The sequence below is a fragment of the Salinibaculum salinum genome (assembly GCF_037645885.1).
GTDB classification, from domain to species: Archaea; Halobacteriota; Halobacteria; order Halobacteriales; family Haloarculaceae; genus Salinibaculum; species Salinibaculum salinum.
In genome coordinates this window covers 1-17,763 of record NZ_JBBENW010000002.1, presented here as the reverse complement: position 1 = coordinate 17,763, position 17,763 = coordinate 1, and the positions used below count along the sequence as shown (strand labels likewise).

19 protein-coding genes and 1 pseudogene are annotated in these 17,763 nt (G+C 62.9%); 10 read left to right on the top strand and 10 right to left on the bottom strand.

The genetic code is table 11. From position 1 onward, the window contains the following. From WDJ60_RS02960 to WDJ60_RS02950, 3 genes are all read left to right on the top strand, one after another. Complete coding sequence (locus WDJ60_RS02960) at window positions 1-1,134, top strand: thiolase family protein (RefSeq protein ID WP_340098380.1); 1,134 nt, start codon at window positions 1-3, stop codon at window positions 1,132-1,134. A gap of 532 nt (window positions 1,135-1,666) precedes the next feature. After that, window positions 1,667-2,338, top strand: coding sequence for a hypothetical protein (locus WDJ60_RS02955; RefSeq protein WP_340098379.1), 672 nt, complete (start codon window positions 1,667-1,669; stop codon window positions 2,336-2,338). A gap of 84 nt (window positions 2,339-2,422) precedes the next feature. Continuing rightward, a complete protein-coding gene (locus WDJ60_RS02950) occupies window positions 2,423-2,854 on the top strand; it encodes a PaaI family thioesterase (RefSeq protein ID WP_340098378.1) in 432 nt (143 codons plus the stop codon). Between the two features lie 8 nt (window positions 2,855-2,862). Here the strand turns inward: WDJ60_RS02950 and WDJ60_RS02945 are convergent, their stop codons facing one another. Beyond that, complete coding sequence (locus tag WDJ60_RS02945) at window positions 2,863-4,788, bottom strand: NAD-binding protein (protein ID WP_340098377.1); 1,926 nt, start codon at window positions 4,786-4,788, stop codon at window positions 2,863-2,865. A gap of 140 nt (window positions 4,789-4,928) precedes the next feature. Here WDJ60_RS02945 and WDJ60_RS02940 point away from each other — a divergent pair, with 140 nt between their 5' ends. Further along, complete coding sequence (locus WDJ60_RS02940) at window positions 4,929-6,170, top strand: cation:proton antiporter (protein WP_340098376.1); 1,242 nt, start codon at window positions 4,929-4,931, stop codon at window positions 6,168-6,170. Window positions 6,171-6,202: 32 nt separating this feature from the next. On the opposite strand, the gene WDJ60_RS02935 is transcribed toward WDJ60_RS02940, so the two are convergent. The 3 genes from WDJ60_RS02935 to WDJ60_RS02925 form a co-directional block, all read right to left on the bottom strand. Then, window positions 6,203-7,111 (bottom strand): MBL fold metallo-hydrolase, encoded by a 909-nt coding sequence (locus tag WDJ60_RS02935; protein WP_340098375.1) that lies wholly within the window; start codon window positions 7,109-7,111, stop codon window positions 6,203-6,205. Between the two features lie 70 nt (window positions 7,112-7,181). Beyond that, on the bottom strand, window positions 7,182-8,819 hold the full coding sequence (locus tag WDJ60_RS02930; protein ID WP_340098374.1) for a potassium channel family protein: 1,638 nt from the start codon (window positions 8,817-8,819) through the stop codon (window positions 7,182-7,184). 82 nt (window positions 8,820-8,901) lie between these two features. Then, a complete protein-coding gene (locus WDJ60_RS02925; protein WP_340098373.1) occupies window positions 8,902-9,684 on the bottom strand; it encodes a hypothetical protein in 783 nt (260 codons plus the stop codon). Between the two features lie 247 nt (window positions 9,685-9,931). Between WDJ60_RS02925 and WDJ60_RS02920 the strand changes: the two genes are divergently transcribed. From WDJ60_RS02920 to serS, 3 genes are all read left to right on the top strand, one after another. Next, a complete protein-coding gene (locus WDJ60_RS02920) occupies window positions 9,932-10,225 on the top strand; it encodes a HalOD1 output domain-containing protein (protein ID WP_340098371.1) in 294 nt (97 codons plus the stop codon). Between the two features lies 1 nt (window position 10,226). After that, on the top strand, window positions 10,227-10,382 hold the full coding sequence (locus WDJ60_RS02915) for a hypothetical protein (RefSeq protein WP_340098370.1): 156 nt from the start codon (window positions 10,227-10,229) through the stop codon (window positions 10,380-10,382). A gap of 84 nt (window positions 10,383-10,466) precedes the next feature. Next, on the top strand, window positions 10,467-11,846 hold the full coding sequence (serS, locus tag WDJ60_RS02910; RefSeq protein WP_340098369.1) for a serine--tRNA ligase: 1,380 nt from the start codon (window positions 10,467-10,469) through the stop codon (window positions 11,844-11,846). Here serS and WDJ60_RS02905 read toward each other — a convergent pair whose 3' ends face one another. After that, a complete protein-coding gene (locus tag WDJ60_RS02905; protein ID WP_340098368.1) occupies window positions 11,847-12,203 on the bottom strand; it encodes a nuclear transport factor 2 family protein in 357 nt (118 codons plus the stop codon). Window positions 12,204-12,205: 2 nt separating this feature from the next. Continuing rightward, window positions 12,206-13,780 (bottom strand): redoxin domain-containing protein, encoded by a 1,575-nt coding sequence (locus tag WDJ60_RS02900; RefSeq protein WP_340098367.1) that lies wholly within the window; start codon window positions 13,778-13,780, stop codon window positions 12,206-12,208. Window positions 13,781-13,942: 162 nt separating this feature from the next. Between WDJ60_RS02900 and WDJ60_RS02895 the strand changes: the two genes are divergently transcribed. Next, entirely contained in the window at window positions 13,943-14,461 is a 519-nt protein-coding gene (locus tag WDJ60_RS02895; RefSeq protein WP_340098366.1) for a DUF367 family protein, read from the top strand. A gap of 24 nt (window positions 14,462-14,485) precedes the next feature. Here WDJ60_RS02895 and WDJ60_RS02890 read toward each other — a convergent pair whose 3' ends face one another. Beyond that, window positions 14,486-14,842 (bottom strand): 4a-hydroxytetrahydrobiopterin dehydratase, encoded by a 357-nt coding sequence (locus WDJ60_RS02890; protein WP_340098365.1) that lies wholly within the window; start codon window positions 14,840-14,842, stop codon window positions 14,486-14,488. 51 nt (window positions 14,843-14,893) lie between these two features. After that, the gene (locus tag WDJ60_RS02885) at window positions 14,894-15,949 is read right to left on the bottom strand and encodes a hypothetical protein (protein WP_340098364.1); all 1,056 of its coding nucleotides are present in this window, start codon (window positions 15,947-15,949) and stop codon (window positions 14,894-14,896) included. 76 nt (window positions 15,950-16,025) lie between these two features. Between WDJ60_RS02885 and WDJ60_RS02880 the strand changes: the two genes are divergently transcribed. Further along, complete coding sequence (locus WDJ60_RS02880; RefSeq protein ID WP_302081986.1) at window positions 16,026-16,175, top strand: 50S ribosomal protein L40e; 150 nt, start codon at window positions 16,026-16,028, stop codon at window positions 16,173-16,175. A 262-nt stretch (window positions 16,176-16,437) separates the two neighbouring features. After that, window positions 16,438-16,812 (top strand): DUF8106 domain-containing protein, encoded by a 375-nt coding sequence (locus WDJ60_RS02875; RefSeq protein WP_340098363.1) that lies wholly within the window; start codon window positions 16,438-16,440, stop codon window positions 16,810-16,812. Between the two features lie 84 nt (window positions 16,813-16,896). On the opposite strand, the gene WDJ60_RS02870 is transcribed toward WDJ60_RS02875, so the two are convergent. After that, complete coding sequence (locus WDJ60_RS02870; RefSeq protein ID WP_340098362.1) at window positions 16,897-17,508, bottom strand: MBL fold metallo-hydrolase; 612 nt, start codon at window positions 17,506-17,508, stop codon at window positions 16,897-16,899. 129 nt (window positions 17,509-17,637) lie between these two features. Then, window positions 17,638-17,763: pseudogene (locus WDJ60_RS02865) on the bottom strand (IS701 family transposase); the annotation flags it as partial.

Sequence of the window (17,763 nt, the reverse complement as noted above, 5' to 3'; positions counted from 1 at the left end):
ATGGCACAACCAGTCATCGTCGAAGCACTGCGGACACCGCTTGGCAAGGAAGACGGCGCGTTCGCCGACGTACGCAGCGAAGACCTCTCGATCCCACTGATCGACGAAATTCTCGACAGCACCGGACTCGCCGGTGAAGACGTCGACGACCTGCTGTGGGGCTGTGCCCAGCAGCGCGACGAACAGGGCAACAACGTCGCACGCGTTATTGCGCTGATGTCCAACTTGGGCGAATCCGTTCCCGCGAGTACCATCAACCGGTGGTGTGCGTCTTCCGCCGAATCGGTGATGCGTGCGGCCGACGCCATCGCCGCCGGGCAACGCGACGTGCTCATCGCCGGCGGCGTCGAATCGATGTCACGCGTCAAGATGGGCGAGAATACACACAAGGTTCATCCTCGCCTGAACGAGTATTACAACGTCGGCGAACTCCAGATGGGGATGACCGCCGAGAAGGTCGCCGAGAAGTTCGACATCTCCCGGGAGGCCCAGGACGAGTACGCCCTCCGGAGTCACGACCGGGCCGCCGACGCCACCGAATCCGGTGACTTCGCCGAGGAGATCGTCCCCATCGAGACCGAGGACGGAACCGTCGAGAAAGACGAGGGTATCCGCTACGACACCAGCATGGAGAAGATGGCCAGTCTGCCCACGGTGTTCAAATCCGAGGGGACGGTCACGCCGGGCAACGCCTCTCAGACGACCGACGGCGCATCGGCCCTCGCTGTGACGAGTCGGTCGTACGCGGAGGACCACGGCCTCGATATCATGGCCGAGGTCGGCAACCACCAGGTCGCGGGCGTCGACCCGACTATCATGGGTGTCGGCCCGGTCCCGGCCGTCCGCCAGCTCTGTGAGCGCACGGGGCGAGAGACCGACGAGTACGACCTCGTGGAGCTGAACGAAGCCTTTGCCTCACAGACGCTGTACTGCCGGGACGAACTCGGCTTTGACGACGACATCTTCAACGTCAACGGCGGCGCAATCGCGCTCGGGCACCCGCTGGGCGCGTCGGGTGCGCGCCTGCCCGTGACGCTCTTGCACGAGATGCAACGGCGCGACGCGGAACTGGGACTCGCCACCGAGTGTGTCGGCTTCGGGCAAGGTGCGGCGATCGAATTCGAGCTAGCGTGAGGGCGGCCCCGAGCCGTGCGAGGGGGCGTTTTTTGTCCCAGCTTTTTGGATGAGTGGTCCGCAGCGCGGACCCGAGTCGAAACAGATGGTCGCGGCAGGGCGCGGCGATCGAATTCGAGGTGGTCTGAGGGCGGTCCCGAACTGTGCGAGGGCAGTAATACGCCACGGGGCACCCGCCGCCGGCACTGCGATGCTTGCAGAAAATAATATTCAGAAACTGAATTGGGGAATTAGTGTCTGAATAATACATTATCTCGGCGCAATATTGGGCACTATGGTTGCTGTTTTGCCTCTTGCGTCCGATTGGGAACACGGGGATACCGGCCCGCCGGTTCACCTGTATTCACTGACTTCCACCCAGTGCCTGTTGTGTGTCCACCTGCCGGCGGTCGGCCCCCACCGCGGCTTCGGCCTGCCGGGCTGTCGGCTTGGCTCTGGGGTTGCGTCCAGTCCCGAGATGTCCCCCGTACTCACGACCAATATATAGCACTCTTAGTAACCCTTTGGGAGTGACGGCAGTTCCACTCGACCGATGGTAACTGTCACCGGCGCGTTCGCAGACGAGATTCGCTCGCGGACGGATACCTACCTGAACCAGGTCGAAGCGACGACGGCACATCTCCCCGATATCGTCGACGCCTACGGTGAGAACCCTGATGCGTTCGTCGCAACGGTCGATCGCCTGAACACACAGGAATCAGAGTGTGACGCGACGCTGCGGGAACTGAGCACGCTTCTGGGTGAGTCGCTCCCGCCGAACTACACGGACGTGTATCTCCGCGCCGACGATGTCGTGCGTCTCTACGGCCGTCTCGACGCCGTGCCCAATCGGAGCGAGCGGTTCGCCCGCGAACTGGCGACGATGCACCCGTCGCTGACTACGGAGACGCGGGATGCATTCCGGGAGATGAGCGAACTCGTCGTCGAGGGAACGGTCATCCTCGCCGACCTCGCGGACGCCTACGTCGAGAACCTGGTTACGTCGGGGGACCCCATCGTCGTCGCCGACGAGGTCGAGACGATCGTCGAACTGGAGACAACCTGTGACTCTTTCAAGTACGACGCGCTCGACGCTGTGTTTGCCGACCACGAGACGGCCGACGCGCTCGTCGTTCGCGAACTCCTGCTGGCGCTCGACGCCGCGATGGACGCCGTCGAGGACGCCGCCGAACACCTGCTGTCGATGCAGAGTATCACGCACTAGCCTGTCGGTCGCCGACCACGCCTGTTCAGTTGTCGACCGTTCGGGGAGGCTTATCCGTCGCACTGTACTGTAACGGATATAAACATGGAGTCGCTGTTCAATCAGACGCCATTCGTCGAACTGCTTGGTATCGAGGTGACCGACGCAGCGGACGGCCGCGCCGAGGCCCGTCTGCCGTTCTCCGAGGACCTCCTCTCGAACCCCTCGGGTGATGTCATCCACGGCGGGGCGACCTACGCACTCGCGGACACCGCGGGAGGTGCGGCGGTCATCTCGCTCTCGAAGGCGGTCTCACCGACTGTCGACATGCGCATCGACTACCTCGCACCGGCGACGACGGACCTCACTGCCGAGGCCGAGGTCGTCCGGTTCGGGCAGAGTCTGGCGATGACGCGCGTCGAAATCCACGACTCGACGGGAACCCATATCGCAACTGCTCACGGGACGTACAAGACCGGCGGGCAGGGAGAGGCGACGCCGTGGGCAGAGCGGACGGACGTTCCCGACGAGTTGTAATACTTCCGTCACTCCTTCTGGAGGAGTTTCATCCCCTCACGAACTGGGTCGTGCTGCCCGAGCAGGGTGAGCTTGTCACCGCGCTCGACGACGTAATCTGCCGTGGGAACCCTCGTCTCACCGTTCCGTGCCACAAGCGCCACAAGGCAATCGTGGGGGAGCATCGGACCAACCTCCTCGATGGACTTGCCGACGACCTCTTCGTTTCTGACCTCGACCTCCTGGACGTCACCGGTACCACCGACGCCGGTTATCCACTCCGAGAGCGCGGGCCGTTCTATCTGATTGTCGATTGCCCACGCCGTCGCCATCGGTGAATCGATCGTGTTGACCCCGAGTTCCTCGAACGCCTCGACGTTATCGGGGTCGTTGGCTCGGGCGATTATCTTCTCGGTATCGAACTCTGATTTGACGAGCTGTGAGACAAACAGGTTGGTGTCGTCGTCGCGGGTCGCGGCGACGATTGTCTTCGCATTCTCGGCCCCGGCACCGCGCAGGACTTCCATGTCTGTCCCGTCACCCCACTCGACCGTATACCCCTCATTTCTTGCGTCCTCTACCACGGCTTCTTTTTCTTCGACCAGAACGACATTTTCTCCTCGGTCGTTGAGGCGGTCGGCGAGCGCACGGCCCACCGTTCCACCGCCGACGATGATGACTCGCATTGGTATCACGTCCAGATATTCCGCGATGTAGCGCGCGAGGCCACCCTCGAAGACGACCGTGACGAGGATGACCAGAAACACCGTGCCGACGAGTATGTCGGCCTGATTCGACAGCGTCGCTGCTTCCGCCAGTAGTTCGGCCGACTCCGATCCCGCGACGGCCTCTGCCTCTGCTCGGAGTTCGCTCGCCTGTGTCCGGAGTTCGACGGCAAACAGCGTCGCCACCGACGCCGGGATGATACCCCGCGGCCCGATGGCGCTCATGAGCACCCGCTCGTTCGTCGAGAACTGTCCGCCGATCGTCGAGACGAACACGAGCAGCGGTCGGAGGACCAGCGCGACGGCGGCGACGACGAGCAACTTCGGGATGGCGAGTTCGAGCAGCACGTCCACTCGCAGGAGCGCCGCCAGCGCAATGAACACGAACGAGAGCACGAGCAGCGTGATGTCGCCTTTGAAATCGGTGACGTTCTGTTCGTAGGGAATGTCCGCGTTTCCGAGGACGATTCCAGCAGTCGCCGCCGCTGCGACGCCGGCTTCGGTCAGTTGCGCGTTGGCGACGGCATAGGAGACGAGTGCTCCGGTCAGAACGAGCAAGCGGGCGTTCTGTGGCGCTGCGCCCGGAGAGAGGTCGACGTACTGGAGCACGTAGTAGATGATGGCGGCCACGACCAGTCCGACGAGGACGCCGGTGCCCAGTCGGGCGGTGAAATCGGCGACGAGTCCATTGTCGGCCGCCGTCGGGTTGACGATCTGGAAAAACACGACCGCCAGAATCGCCGCGGTGACGTCGTTGACGATACCTTCCGTCTCCAGGGCAGCCGCGACGTGGTCTCGGACTGGGACGACGTTCAGTATCGGCGTGATGACGGTCGGTCCAGTGGCGACCAGCAACGCGCCGATGAGGAAGGCCAGCGACCACTCGATGCCCAGTGCGAACCGGGCGACTGCGGCCGTCCCGACCAGCGCGATTGCCGCACCGATAGTGACGAGTCGAAACGTGGCTGCCGGCGCCTCACGAAGCCGCTCGATTTTCAGGTGGAAGGCCCCCTCGAAGACGATGATGGCGACCGCGAGCCCGACGATAGTCGGGAGTCCTTGACCGAACGCCTCGGGTGTGACGAACCCGATGCCCTCGGGTCCGAGCGCGATACCCGCACCGAGGTAGAAGATGATACTGGGGACCTCGTAGCGGTGTGCCAGCAACTGCGCGATGACGCCCAGTGCGATGATACCCGCGACGAGCAATATCAGCTCGTTTGCCGCCATTACTTGGTCGAAAGATTGTGGCAGGTAATAAACCCGTGTACTGCTTTGCGCCCGTCAGCTCACTCGCCGGCAGTTACTTCGGATCCAGCACTTGGTCGCCTGTCCGAATGTCTTTATATACGCAAGACGAAGCGCGGTTGATGGTTGAAGCTGTTGGCTTCGATATTCTTACGCTCCTTCTCGTTCTGACGCTGGCCTGGATATTCGGTAACGGTGCCGAACGGGTCGGATACCCCGCGCTGATGGGGGAGATCTTCGCAGGTATCGTCTTTGGACCCGCGATACTCGGCCTCTTGCAACCAGCCGAGTTCCTCGACATCTTCGCCGAACTCGGTGTGTTTCTCCTGATGATTTACGTCGGGATGGAGGTCGACCTCCACGACCTCTTCGAACTCGGCCCGCAGGCATTGATGGTTGCAATCGGCGGGTTCATTCTGCCGTTTGCCCTCGGCTACGGCATCGGCGAGTTCATCGGTGCGTCGCTCGAGGAGGCGCTGTTCATCGGTATCGCGATGGCTGCGACGTCGCTGGCGACCAAATCGCGGATTCTGGTCGACCTCGACCTGCTCGATACGCGGATCGCCGGTGTACTACTCGGCGGCGCACTTCTTTCGGACGTCGGTATCATGGTTGTGTTTGCGGGCGTTCTCGGCTACGTCGAGACCGGCGCGGTCACGCCGATGGAACTCGCGGTTATCATCGGCAAGGCGCTGGGCTTCTTCGCAGTCGTCCTGGTAATCGGCGACCGGCTCCTCCCCTACGTCTGGCAGCGCCTGGAGACGCTGATGCAACGCCACGGATTCGTCGACAAGACGTCGGTCTTCTCTGTCGCACTGGTCGTCGCCCTCCTGTTTGCCTACCTCGCCGCGGCTGTCGACCTTCACATGATTATCGGTGGATTCGTCGCCGGAATGTTCCTCCGCCAGGCGCAACTCGACGAGGAAATATACACTCACATGCACGACGTCATCTACGACCTCGCGATGGGCTTTTTCGCCCCCATCTTCTTCGTGACGATTGGCTTCGAGCTCACGCTAAACGTGTTCACACAGCAACTAGACCTGCTCTTGCTTGTCATCGCGGCCGCGTTCGTCGGCAAGATAATCGGAAGCTGGCTGTTCGCTCTCCCGACGAAACTGTCGAGTCGGGAGGGATTCGTCATCGGCTTCGGGATGAACGGCCGCGGCACTGTCGAGATTATTATCGTCTCGATCGGTCTCACTGCGGGTGTCATCTCTCAGGAGATGTTCTCCATCCTGGTGTTCATGGCTATCTTCACCACGGCGCTCGTTCCAGTGACGATGAAAATCGGCGTCGACTGGCTCAACCGCGCGGACGAACTCGTGTACCTGACCGACGACGCGCAGGCCGAGGTCGACTGACTCTGCCGGCAGCCCTGTTCAGTGGTCGACGCTCACTCTCGATGGTCGAGATACGTGAGTACGCCGCGGACGTTCAATCGCTCCTCGTCGCGTCCTTTCCGCTCGCCCCACACGTCTGTCGCGTCGGTCGATTCCTGGAAGTGCTCGATGACCGCCTCGTCGTCGTCGAGTCGCTCGCGGACCCGTTCGACGTCGGCGACCCACTCTTCGATGACCGTCGCGTACTCGGACAGCCGGTCGTCAGCCTCCCAGTCGCCGAAGTGGCCGTAGTACAGCGCTGACGGGTCGAGTTCCTGGAGCATCTCCACGTCCGCGAGCACCTGCGGGAGGTCGAACGTCGGCGGCGGACTCGTCTGTCGGACACCGTTGGTCGCGGGCGTACAGATGCCCGCGGCGTCAGCGGTGAACACGCCGTCACAGACGGGGTCGTAGTAGACGGCCTGGTGGGGTGCGTGGCCCGGCGCGTAGTGAACGTCTAGCTGGTGGTCTCCGAGATCAATTGTGTCGCCGTCCGTAAGCTCCGTGATGCGTTCCTCGGGAATCGGTTTCGGCTCGCCGTAGTACTCTATCTGACTTTCGACGGCTGATTTGGTCCCTTCCCAGAGCCGCTCGGGGTCGACGAGATGTCGTGCGCCCGCTTCGTGGATGTACACGTCGGCGTTCGGGCAGGCGTCGGCGAGATGGCCTGCCCCGCCCGCGTGGTCGAGGTGGACGTGCGTCGGCGCGATGACTTCGAGGTCCTCGGGTTCGATTCCGACCTCGGCCATCGCGTCGACGATGGTCTCCCACCGCAGACCGATGCCGGTGTCGACCAGTGCGGGACGTTCTGCGTCGAGAATGTATATCGAGCCATACTCCGGTGTGTCGTACATCTCTGTGTCGACGTAGTAGAGGTCGGTACTGTCGCCCGCTGTCGCCTCGTAGAGGTCGCCGAGTGCCATGTCGGAAGTGCACCACCGGCGGGCAAAAACGTTCGGCCTCGTGTGTTACACTGGCGACACGGCCACGTAGCTACGACCCGAATTCGCTCTCGAATGCGGTCGTGCTGTCGTCGGTTCCGGCGACGATGACTTCGTCGTCCGTCTGGAACTCGAATCGCTCGGGGTCGAAGTCCGTGATTGTCTCCTCGTCTCGGACGATTGCGACGACCGTACAGCCCGTCTTCTCTCGGATGGCAGCCCCGGAAACGGTGGTTTCGGTCAGGCGGCCTACTGGCACTCGAACGACGTTTATCTGCTTGCTGTAGGCCAGTACGTCTTCGTCCTCGAAGACAGTCGAGGCCAGCATGCGCCCGCTAATCGTGGCCAGGGACTGGACGTAGTCGGCCCCTGCCCGGCGGAGTTTCTCGGTGTTTTCCTCCTCGTTCGCTCGAACGATGATTCGCACCTCGGGGTTTTGCTTCCGTGCAATCAGCGTCGACAACGTCGCAGCGGTGTCGTCACCAACCATGAGCAACAGTGCAGAGGCGTCGTCGATTCCCGCGTCCTGCAAGACGGTCGGGTCGCGCGCGTCCCCGACGACGTCGACACGCTCTTTCGCCACGCTGTCGAGAATTGTCACCTCCGAACTGGTGTCTGCCAGCGCGTCGTGGGCGGCCTGTCCGGAGTCGCCGTATCCGGCGAGAATGACTCGCTGTGGCGAGAGCCGCCGAACGGTCGATGCCGTCGCTTCTCGAAGCTCGGTCAGACGGTCGGGTTCGCCGGCGGCGAGCAGTCGCGTCCCGGGCTCGAGTTCGGTCTCTGGCTCGACCGGTGTCTCGAAGTCCCCGTTGACCCACGCTCCGATGACGTTCACGCCGAACCGCTCGCGGAGGGCCGCCGTCGCGAACGTCGTGTGTGCGAGCTCACTCCCCTCCTCGATAGCGAACTCGACGAGTTCGAACTCCTCGCCGATGACGACACTCTCGTCGCTGCTCGCCGTCACTGCCGTCGGGAGTTCGGCAGCCAGACTCTGTCCCAGCAACTGCCGCGGTGACAGCACGTCGTCGGCACCGGCAGCGTCGTGGTACTGGGCGAGTTCCGCGTCCTCGACCAGCGTTACCATCTGTACGTCTGGAGCGACCGCCCGGACAGAGAGGACGATACTCGCGTTCGTGTCGTCACCGCTGTCTGCGACAACCGCGCGCGCTGTTCCCACGTAGGCGGCTTCGAGTACTGCAGTCGACTCCGGGTCGCCGTGGATGACGTCGTAGTTGTCCTGGTGGAGGTCCTGTGCCTGCGCTTCGTCCGGTTCGACGAGCACGTACTGCTGGTCTCTGGCATCCAGTTCCGTAATAAGCGCGTCAGTGCGGGACGTGTGTGCACAGATGACGACGTGCCCCTCACGCTCGGGGAGCGACGTGGGCGCTTCCGGCGAGAGTGCGTTCTGGAGCCACGGCACTGCGAAGACGTCGACGGCCGTGAGGATGAGGCCGATGCCGGTAAACTGCATCAGGATGACCAGCACGTTCATTTGGGGGGTCTGCCAGGGTGCGTCTTCCCCGTAGCCGGTCGTGGTAAAGCTCTGAACGACGACCTCCAGTGACCGATAGAGCGGGCGCGGCCGCCCTTCCCAGACCGCCATCCCGGCACTGTAGACGACGGTCAGCACGACAGTCGTCGTCACCACCAGCGCCAGATAGGAGAGTGTCCGCCGGTTCAAAAACGCCATGTTGGTACGTCTCACGCCTCGAACTTGACTCTCTGGATTTCCCCGGGCGCTGCTCGGGTGGGGCCCGCAGCGCGGCTGTCGATTAGAGGGTCGTGACGACGAATCGGAGCGTGTAGGCGTCGCGCTCCTGGACGAACGCGACGGCTTCACCCGGCCCTGTCTGGAGTGTCACGTGCCCGGTCAGCCCAGCCACGACCGCTGCGAAATCTGCCCCGTAGTAGTTCGTGACTGCCGGGCCGTCGACGGTCGAATCCAGCGGTGCCGTGGCCCTCGCGTTCTCGCCCGTGACGTCGACAGCGAGGTGTCCATCACGGACGACCAGCGGATACCCCGCCTCCGATTCGGCGAGGTCGACGGCGTCGACGAGTCGAACGAGTTGCCCGGCTGTCGTCTCGACGGTGGTCGGCATCGGATTCCCATCGGCGTCGAGAAACCGCGCCCCGGCAAATCGATCGGGCAGGTCGGTCTCGACGGCGTCGAGGACAGCGGGGTCATCGGAACAGCCGATGGTGACCTCGTCGTCGTCGGCTCGCAAAACGAGCTCGGTGACCGCGTGGTCGCCCCGGAAGTGGACGGCGACGCTGTCGGTGTCGACCCAGTCGAGCCAGCCGAGAAACGGCCCGATTTCGAACATCGCGTCGAGTGGCGACGCGGTTCGCACGTCGAGTCGGTCGAAGTGGTCGGCGGCGAGCGTACAGTAGGAACTCCGTGTCGCCCCGGCGGCGCTGGCCGGCGTCTCGATACAGTCGTCGGTGAGCCGAACGAACATCTCCTGGTCGGTGTCGCCCTGCTCGTACAGTGCGGCTGTCTCGACGGCCGATGCCAGCGTCTCTGGGTCACTCTCGATAACCGCCAGCGTTTCCATACGCTCACCACCAGCAGAATCCATTTATATAATTGGATGCGGACACTTCCGTCTCGACCAGCCGTTGATTTCTGCAGATTGTGGTGGTCTGTCTCATGAGAAGACAACTCGATGTCCTGTGCTATTACTGCTCTACGGATTGAAATCGGCAGTTTCAGATATCCTCTAGACTGATAGAATACTCCCGTCGAGTTACTTGTGTATGTTGCCAGGAATGGATATAGAACTATAGTGTGTACGGAGTGGTATGAGTTCGACTGTAGTGTCTCGGTCTGAACAGACAGACTGCGAGTCACTGTGCGAGGAAATCGTTTCGGCCGTTGCACGAGCAGAAGGTGTCGATCCGCTCGCGGTGAGCCCGCAACTGTACGACGTTGTCGACCCCGATTCGCTGGAACAGCTCTTCGAGCACAGTTCGACCGCCACTGACGTGACGGTCAGTTTCACGTACGGCGACTGGTGTGTCGAAATCGACAACGGCAACGTGAGCGTAACGGACAACACGGAAGCAGCGCGGGACGCTCCCGTCCGTCGAGTGTAGCATGACAACAACAACTGACACTGCAGTCTCGCTGGACCGTATCAGAGCGGTGTACGACGAGTATCCGGTCGGCGACTCGACGGTCGGCATGCTCACCGATCCGCTGAACGAGCACGCCTGGCTGTACACCACTGACCCCGTTCCAGTCGAACCGTAGCGCCGGTCGTGACTTCTCGGCGGCAGTCACTGGTAGCAGGGCAAGAGCGACACGGTTTAGCCATTCCGTCGAGAATCCGCCATCATGTTATCGAGGCAGTTCCTCCGCGAACACACCGAGGAGGTCCGCGCGGCGCTGGAACTCCGTGGAAGCGACGCCGACCTCGACGCGATTCTCGACATCGACGAGGAGTGGCGTGACCTCAAAGCGCGCGGCGACGACCTGCGCCACCAGCGCAACGAGGTGTCGAGCGAGATTGGCGAGCTCAAACAGGCGGGCAAAGAGGAGGAGGCACAGGCGGCCATCGAGCGCTCCTCGGAACTCAAAGCCGAGATTCAGGAACTCGAGGAGCGCGCCGACGAACTCGAAGCCGAACTCGACCAGCACCTGCTCGAACTACCCAACGTCCCACAGGACGACGTTCCCCCGGGCGAAGACGAGACCGACAACGAGGAGGTCCGCCGCGTCGGCTTCGAGGACGCTCGCGACCTGCCCGAGACGGTGACGCCCCACTACGACCTCGGCGAGGACCTGGAGATCATCGACTTCGACCGCGGCGCGAAGGTCGCCGGTGGCGGCTTCTACTTCCTGAAAGGCGACGGCGCGCGGCTGGAACACGCGCTCATCCAGTTCATGCGCGATATCCACCGCGAGCAGGGGTACACCGAGGTGTTCCCGCCTATTCCCGTCACCTCTGAATCGATGCGCGGGACCGGGCAACTCCCGAAGTTCAACGAGGACGCCTACCGCGTCGGCGGCGACGAGCACGACGACTACGCGGACGACGACCTCTGGCTCTGTCCCACCGCCGAAGTCCCGGTCACCAACATGTACCGCGACGACATCCTGCTCAAAGACGACCTCCCGATCAAACACCAGGCGTACACCCCTAACTTCCGCCGAGAGGCGGGCGAACACGGCACCGAAACTCGGGGCATCGTCCGCGTCCACCAGTTCAACAAGGTCGAACTCGTCAACTTCGTCGAACCCGCCGACAGCGACGACCGCCTCACGTCGCTCGTCGACGAGGCCGAGGAGGTACTCCGGCGACTTGATCTGCCCTACCGCGTGGTCAAGCTCTGTGGGGGGGACCTCACCTTCGCCTCCGCGAAGACCTTCGACATCGAAGTCTGGGCACCCGGCGACGACATGGAGTACGGTCCCGACGCCGGCGGCCGGTGGCTCGAAGTCTCCTCGGCCTCGAACTTCGAGGCGTTCCAGGCGCGTCGCGCCGGCCTCCGGTACCGGCCGGAGCGCCACGAGTCGACGGAGTATCTCCACACGCTCAACGCCTCCGGGCTGGCGCTCCCGCGCGTGATGGTCGCGGTCCTCGAATACTACCAGAACGAGGACGGTACCGTCACGGTCCCCGAGGCGCTTCAGCCGTATCTCGGCGGCCAGGAGATAATCGAGGGCCACGACCCGGTCGGCGAAGCGGCGGTCGGTGCCGGCGAGAAAGAGTAGTCACGCGGTGAACGTCCGAATCCGCTCTATCTTCTCACCTTCGAAGGAAAATACGTCGATGAACCTCGTTATCGTGTCCCCGTCCGAATCGAGGAGTCGGCCCCTGACGATCACCTCGCCACCGTCGACCTGCTGGTAAACGCCATCGATGGGGTGGCTGGTGTCGGTCATCGGTCGCTTCTCGCGCATGAACGTGACGAACTGATTCCTGCCTTCGTGGGTCATATCCGGGCGCTCGTGGACGAACTCGGGGGTGAGCAGTTCCGTCAGCAGGTCGTAGTCGCCCTCGTCGAGGGCACGGTAGTAGGTGCGCGCGACCGCTTGCGGTGAGCGGTCTGTCGCCGTGTCTTCGGGCATCGTCACAGCGAATCTGGAACTCCGTGGTTTCCGCTGTTCGGTTCCTCGCTCTCCCCATTCTCACCTTCGTCTGCCTCGTCCTCTCCGTCGCCCGCCTCGTCCGACGCCGACTCATCTCCGTCCGTCGGGTCCGCGAGGTCCAGTTCGATGTCGTCCTCGTCGAGTTCGCCCTCGACGTTCTCGGCGTCTGGTTTGTCACTGTCCGATACTGGTTCGCGCTGCTTGCCGGTGCCACCGGGAGATGAGGCACTCTCGCCGGGAGCCGAATCCGCTCCAGGTTCCACTGTCTCGCTGTCGTCGATTGGCGACTCTTCGACGGTGCGCGAACTGTCGTCGTCGGATTCCTCGTCGGCCGCCGCGACTTCGCGTGCGTGCTTCGCGTTGGCTTGCTTGGTCTGTTCTTCGAGTTCTGCTGCGATCTCCTCGAGTTCCTCGTCGTCTATCTCGTCGGCCACCTCGCGTTCGTCGTCTGCTTCGCTACTCTCGTCGTCTCCCGAGCCGCTCTCTGCGTCGGCTGTTTGCTCCGTTGCAGTCACAGTGTCAGTCGCGACGGATTCCGTGTCCTTGCTCCGCATCTCGTCTGCCAGCGCTTCGGTTTCGGGAGGCTCGGCCGACTCGTCGATGTCGGCTTCGAGCGACGGGGGCGGTCCGGTGTCCGCTGACGGGAGAACCGTCTCTTCTTGCTCGTCCCGATTTGCCGGGTCTTCTTCCGGCGGGAAGTCGTCCGGATCGGGCGGTTCGTGGATGTCACGGGCCGTCTCGAGCGGCGACTCGGCGTCGGTGCGCATCTCCTGTCCTCTGGCACCTTCGCCGCTGGCGTACGCGCTGGCAGACTCGGCCAGCCACTCGGCGGCCTGCCAGAGCGCTTGAGCCTTCCGCTCGGCGCGCTCGAAGTACGTTCGCGGCGTCTCGTCTTCGGCGAATCGAACGGCGGTGTCGAACTGGTCTTCGGCCTCCTCGAACTCGTCTTTGGCACGCGTAAAATCACTCTGGGCCATCATCCACTCCATCTCCGAGAACCCGTTCATCGCCTTCGTGAACGCGCGTCGTCCCTCGACGTAGTGGGCGTGACCGACGCGGTAGCGGGCTGCTGCCGTGCTGGCTCCGCCGATACCGTCGACGGCCTCGCGCACGTCCTCGACAGGTGGCAGTCGCTTCAGCTTCTCGGTCTGCCAGGCGTACTGGACTTCGCCATCGGGGTCGATGACGATCACGGCGCGGTTCGTGAGATAGCCCGCATTCGGCTCGTCGACCGCGACGCCGTAGTCTGCAGCCACGTCTGCGTGTACGTCCGCGAGCAACGGGATGTGCAGGTCGTACTCGTTTGCGAACGCGCGGTGGCTGTAGACGCTGTCGGCGGCGATACCGAGAATCGAGACGTCTTTCTGCATCGTAAAGAGGTCCAGCTCGTCGAGGTCGGTCTCCTCCTCGGAACAGGCGGGGTTGAAATCCGCCGGATAGAAGGCGAGAATGACGATGTCGTCGCCGAGGTAGTCGGTGAGTGCGACCTCCTCGAACGCGCCGTCGACCACTGCCGGCAAGGAAAACTCCGGGGCGGCATCGCCTTCGCCAATCATTGTCACGACATTTTCGCACGCACACTTAATACTGGGGGCATTCCGGGAACAATCCCTGACCACTGCGGCGGTTTATCGAGTGAGTCGACCCGGAGCATCGCGTGACCTGTTGGTCTAGTCCGGGACGGTTCGTTTTTGTCTGCCCGCCGCCGTAGGTTGTGTGTGGAGCTACACGTCCGGTATGAGGGCGACGACGACCCGAAGAAGTGTACGGCCCGGAAACTGGAGCGACTGGGTCACGCCGAGTTGCACCACTCGGCGCGAGCGACGCCACCGGGACTCGTTCTCAACCCCTTCGCCGAGCGCGCGCTCTCGCCGGCCGACCGTCACGAGCGCGGCGGCGTCGGGGACCGTCTCGTCGCGCTCGACTGTTCGTGGGAGACCGCCGAGCGCGAGGCGTTCGACCTCGATGGCGTTCACCGGTCGCTCCCCTTTCTCGTCGCTGCCAACCCCATCAACTACGGAACGGCGTTCCAGCTCAACACCGTCGAGGCGTTCGCCGGTGCGCTCGCCATCCTCGGCGAACGCGACCAGGCCGAAGAGATCCTCTCGACGTTCTCGTGGGGCCCCACCTTCCTCGAACTGAACGCGGAACCGCTCGAACGGTACGCCGAGTGTGACGACTCGAGCGACGTCGTCGCCATCCAGGACGATTATCTGGCCGAAGAATCGTCGTCCTGACCGCGACCCGACTTCCTCGCTGTCTCACTCCTCGGGTGCGTACTCCTCGTGGATGCGGTCCATCCGGGCAGCCATCACGAAGTCTGCGTGGTGGAGTCCGTCGATCTTGTGCGTCCACATCTCGACGACGACTTCGCCCCACGCGAGATGGATATCGGGGTGGTGCCACTCCTCCTCTGCGAGTTCACCGATTTCGTAGGTGAACTCCAGTGCGGCCCGGAAATCGTCGAACTCGTAGGTCCCTTCGAGGTGGTGTTCCTCGACGATTTCCCAGACGCCCGTCTCTATCTGTTCGTACAACGAGTCCAGCTCGTCGCCAGTGAGCGGCTCGTCGTCGCTCGTACACGCTTCGCACTCCTGGTCGGCAAGCGCTTGAGTCACACCGTATTGATTGGGTGCTATCGAATTGAATCTTTGGTGCGTGGTACCCCGTCACTCCCAGTCGAACCCGGCGTCGACCTCCGAGATGTCGAGCGGACTGGACGGCACGTCTGGATTCGGTTCGGGATCGTTGTACGCGGGTGGTGCAACGTCGTTTGGCCCGTCTGGATAGAACAGGCCAGCCAGCAGTTGAATCTGCCGGCGACCGACGCCGAGTTCGAACTGGCCACCGCCGTACAGTCGGATGTCGCGTTCCTCGCAGTAGTCGATGGTGTCGAGCAGGGACTCGACGCTTCCGAAGCGGGAAGGCTTGATGTTGAGCCAGGACGGTTCGAAGGGCAGTGCCTCGATGTCGTCGATACCGTGGATCGGTGCGTCCCAGGAGACGCGTCCCTCGTTGTCGAAGAGCGGCCGCGTCTCCTCGGTGAGCGCGGGGTCCTCGACGACAGCGTCGGGAAAGGCAGTCAGGAGTCGCTCGTAGAGTTCGGGGTCGGCCGGATTCTCGACTTCGGTCCCCTCGTAGTGACCTTTGAAATCGAGGATACGGATTGCCCCGGTCGCTGCGAGGTCGTCGATGACGTCGCTCGGCCAGTCCGGTGTCGGGTCGGTCTTGAACGTCAGCGTCGGGTCGACGTCGAGCCACCGGTGAATCCGGTCCGCAGTCGGCGGCTCGTCGCTCTCGGCGTCGCTCAGTCGCGTACTGACGACGAACGACACCGGGTCGACCCCCCGGTCGAGCCGTGCCGACAGCGTGGTGTCGGCCTGCCGGAGCGCCAGGTCGAGGGCGGCACTCTCGAATCCCCAACGACGGTAGCTGTGGAACACCGCCTGGTCGGGTTCTGCCGAGAAGAAGTCGGTGTCGGCCAGCAGCGACGAGAACGTATCGAGTGTGTACTCGCCGGCCACGTCGAGAGAGAGTTCGGCCCAGAGATCGGGGTCGTGTGCTTGGGTGGTATAGGTCACGTCCTCGCCACGGCCGCGCTCGCCGTCCCCAGCGAGCGTGACGACGGTGGTCGCGCGGGCGAAACCACTGGACGTGTCGCGTTCGCGTCGCTCGGTCGTGACTGAGTCGACGACGAGGGGGAGGTCGGCAACGCTATCGTACATAACGGGGTATCGGCCGCACGTGTGAAAACACGGTCGAAACCACGGTACTTAAGCGCGCCCGTGAGCAATCGCGGGTATGGCCAGGTTCGAGAAAGCGGAAGACCGCATCTTCAACAAGCAGGTCTGTATGCGCTGTAACGCCCGCAACCCACAGCGAGCGACCGAGTGTCGCAAGTGCGGCTACGGCAACCTCCGTCCGAAAGCCCGAGAGACCCGGAGTACGTAACTGTACACTTCCGTTCGCTGCATTTCGTTGTCCGAGTAGCGACACTTCCTCTTCCGGTTTGTTCTCCCCTCTCACGACTGTCTACCGAGACGGTAGTCAGCGACTGCTCGTGATACCTCGTCGCAGTCTCCCGGCTTGATACCTTTTCCGAGAAGTCGCCGTAGCTGAGAACTACGGAAAATACACCACTTGAAACCATTGGTTACCAGAAAACACCAGTCAACGTCATCCTTATGTGTGTTCCAACCCTATCACAGGGTGCATGCCACTCCAGTCATGTCGGTCGTCGTCCGCGGCGCGTGCTCAGGGGCAGAAGAGCGTGCTGTTCTGTCCCACCTGCGAGCACGAGAGTCCGGTGGACGGGGATTGGCAGGTCCGGGCACGAGGTGAGACACTCGTCTACGGCTGTCCCACCTGTGGCGAGTCTATCACCGAGCGACCGACGGCCGGCGACATGACATCACCTGTGTCATCAACGTCCCACAAATCGTCCGCTGGCGGTTCCCTGCTCGCCCGGTCTGTTCGGCTCGCATTCGCCTGGGCGGCGTGGCCGTGCACACCGGCGGAGTGTGCGCTCTCGTACGTGTCCGACGGACGCACCGACCCCACGTCGGGACCGTTCTCGTCGGTCGCGTAGCGCTATTCCCCCACACGGGTAACCGGTCTCGTTACCCCTCACGTTGCATCCACCCCAGGTTGCATTTCGTACGAGACTGTGCGCTCACTCCGCCGGGTACTTTGGCTCGCGTTTCTCTGCACGCGTCAGTGCCGTCTCTACGACATCCCGCACGTCTCCGTGGAACTCTCCGCCGTGACCCGCGTACATGTGTTCGACGCTCGCGGGCAACCGGTCGAGTAACTCCTCGATGCTCTCGATGAGCTGCTCACGACTCATTCCCGGATAGTCCGTCCGCCCGAAACTCCCGTAGTCGAAGGCACCGTCGTCGTGGACGACCACGTCCCCCGAATACAGCGACCGGTCGCCGACGAAGGAGACGTGGTCGTCGCCGTGTCCCGGTGTGTACACTACGTCACACGTCTCGTCGCCGATCCGGACGGTGTCCCCGTCGGCCAGTTCGTGGGTCCGAGCCGGATGGTCGGCGTAGGCGTAACAATCCGCGTCGAAGGCATCGACTACTGTCTCTAACTGCTCGACGTGGTCCTCGTGCTGGTGGGTCACGACGACCTTCGAGAGCGTGTCCGTATACTCCCGAACCACGTCGACGACACCCTCCATCGCGCCGGCATCGACCAGCGTCGGCTCTTCACCCAGCGCCAGGTACGCGTTACACGTGAATACGTCCGCGTCTGCGGTGACGTTGACGACGTCCATATTTGCCACTTGTCCGCTGTCGGCTTGAATCCCGGCCCTCGGCGCTGGCCGTCCGGCGACCTTGTCTCCCCGACCGTGTCAATCGTTCTCATTTCCCGGTTGATTTTTTAGTACGACTCTCTAATTAGCTCAGCTTTGAACGTTAGTGTCGGCTGTTGAGTGAACGAAAAGATGGTCGATCTCTTGCATAAGGTCATCGACGCCACGATCATCGTTGTCTCGAACCCACGAGAGAAGGTTGTACACGGCTTCTTT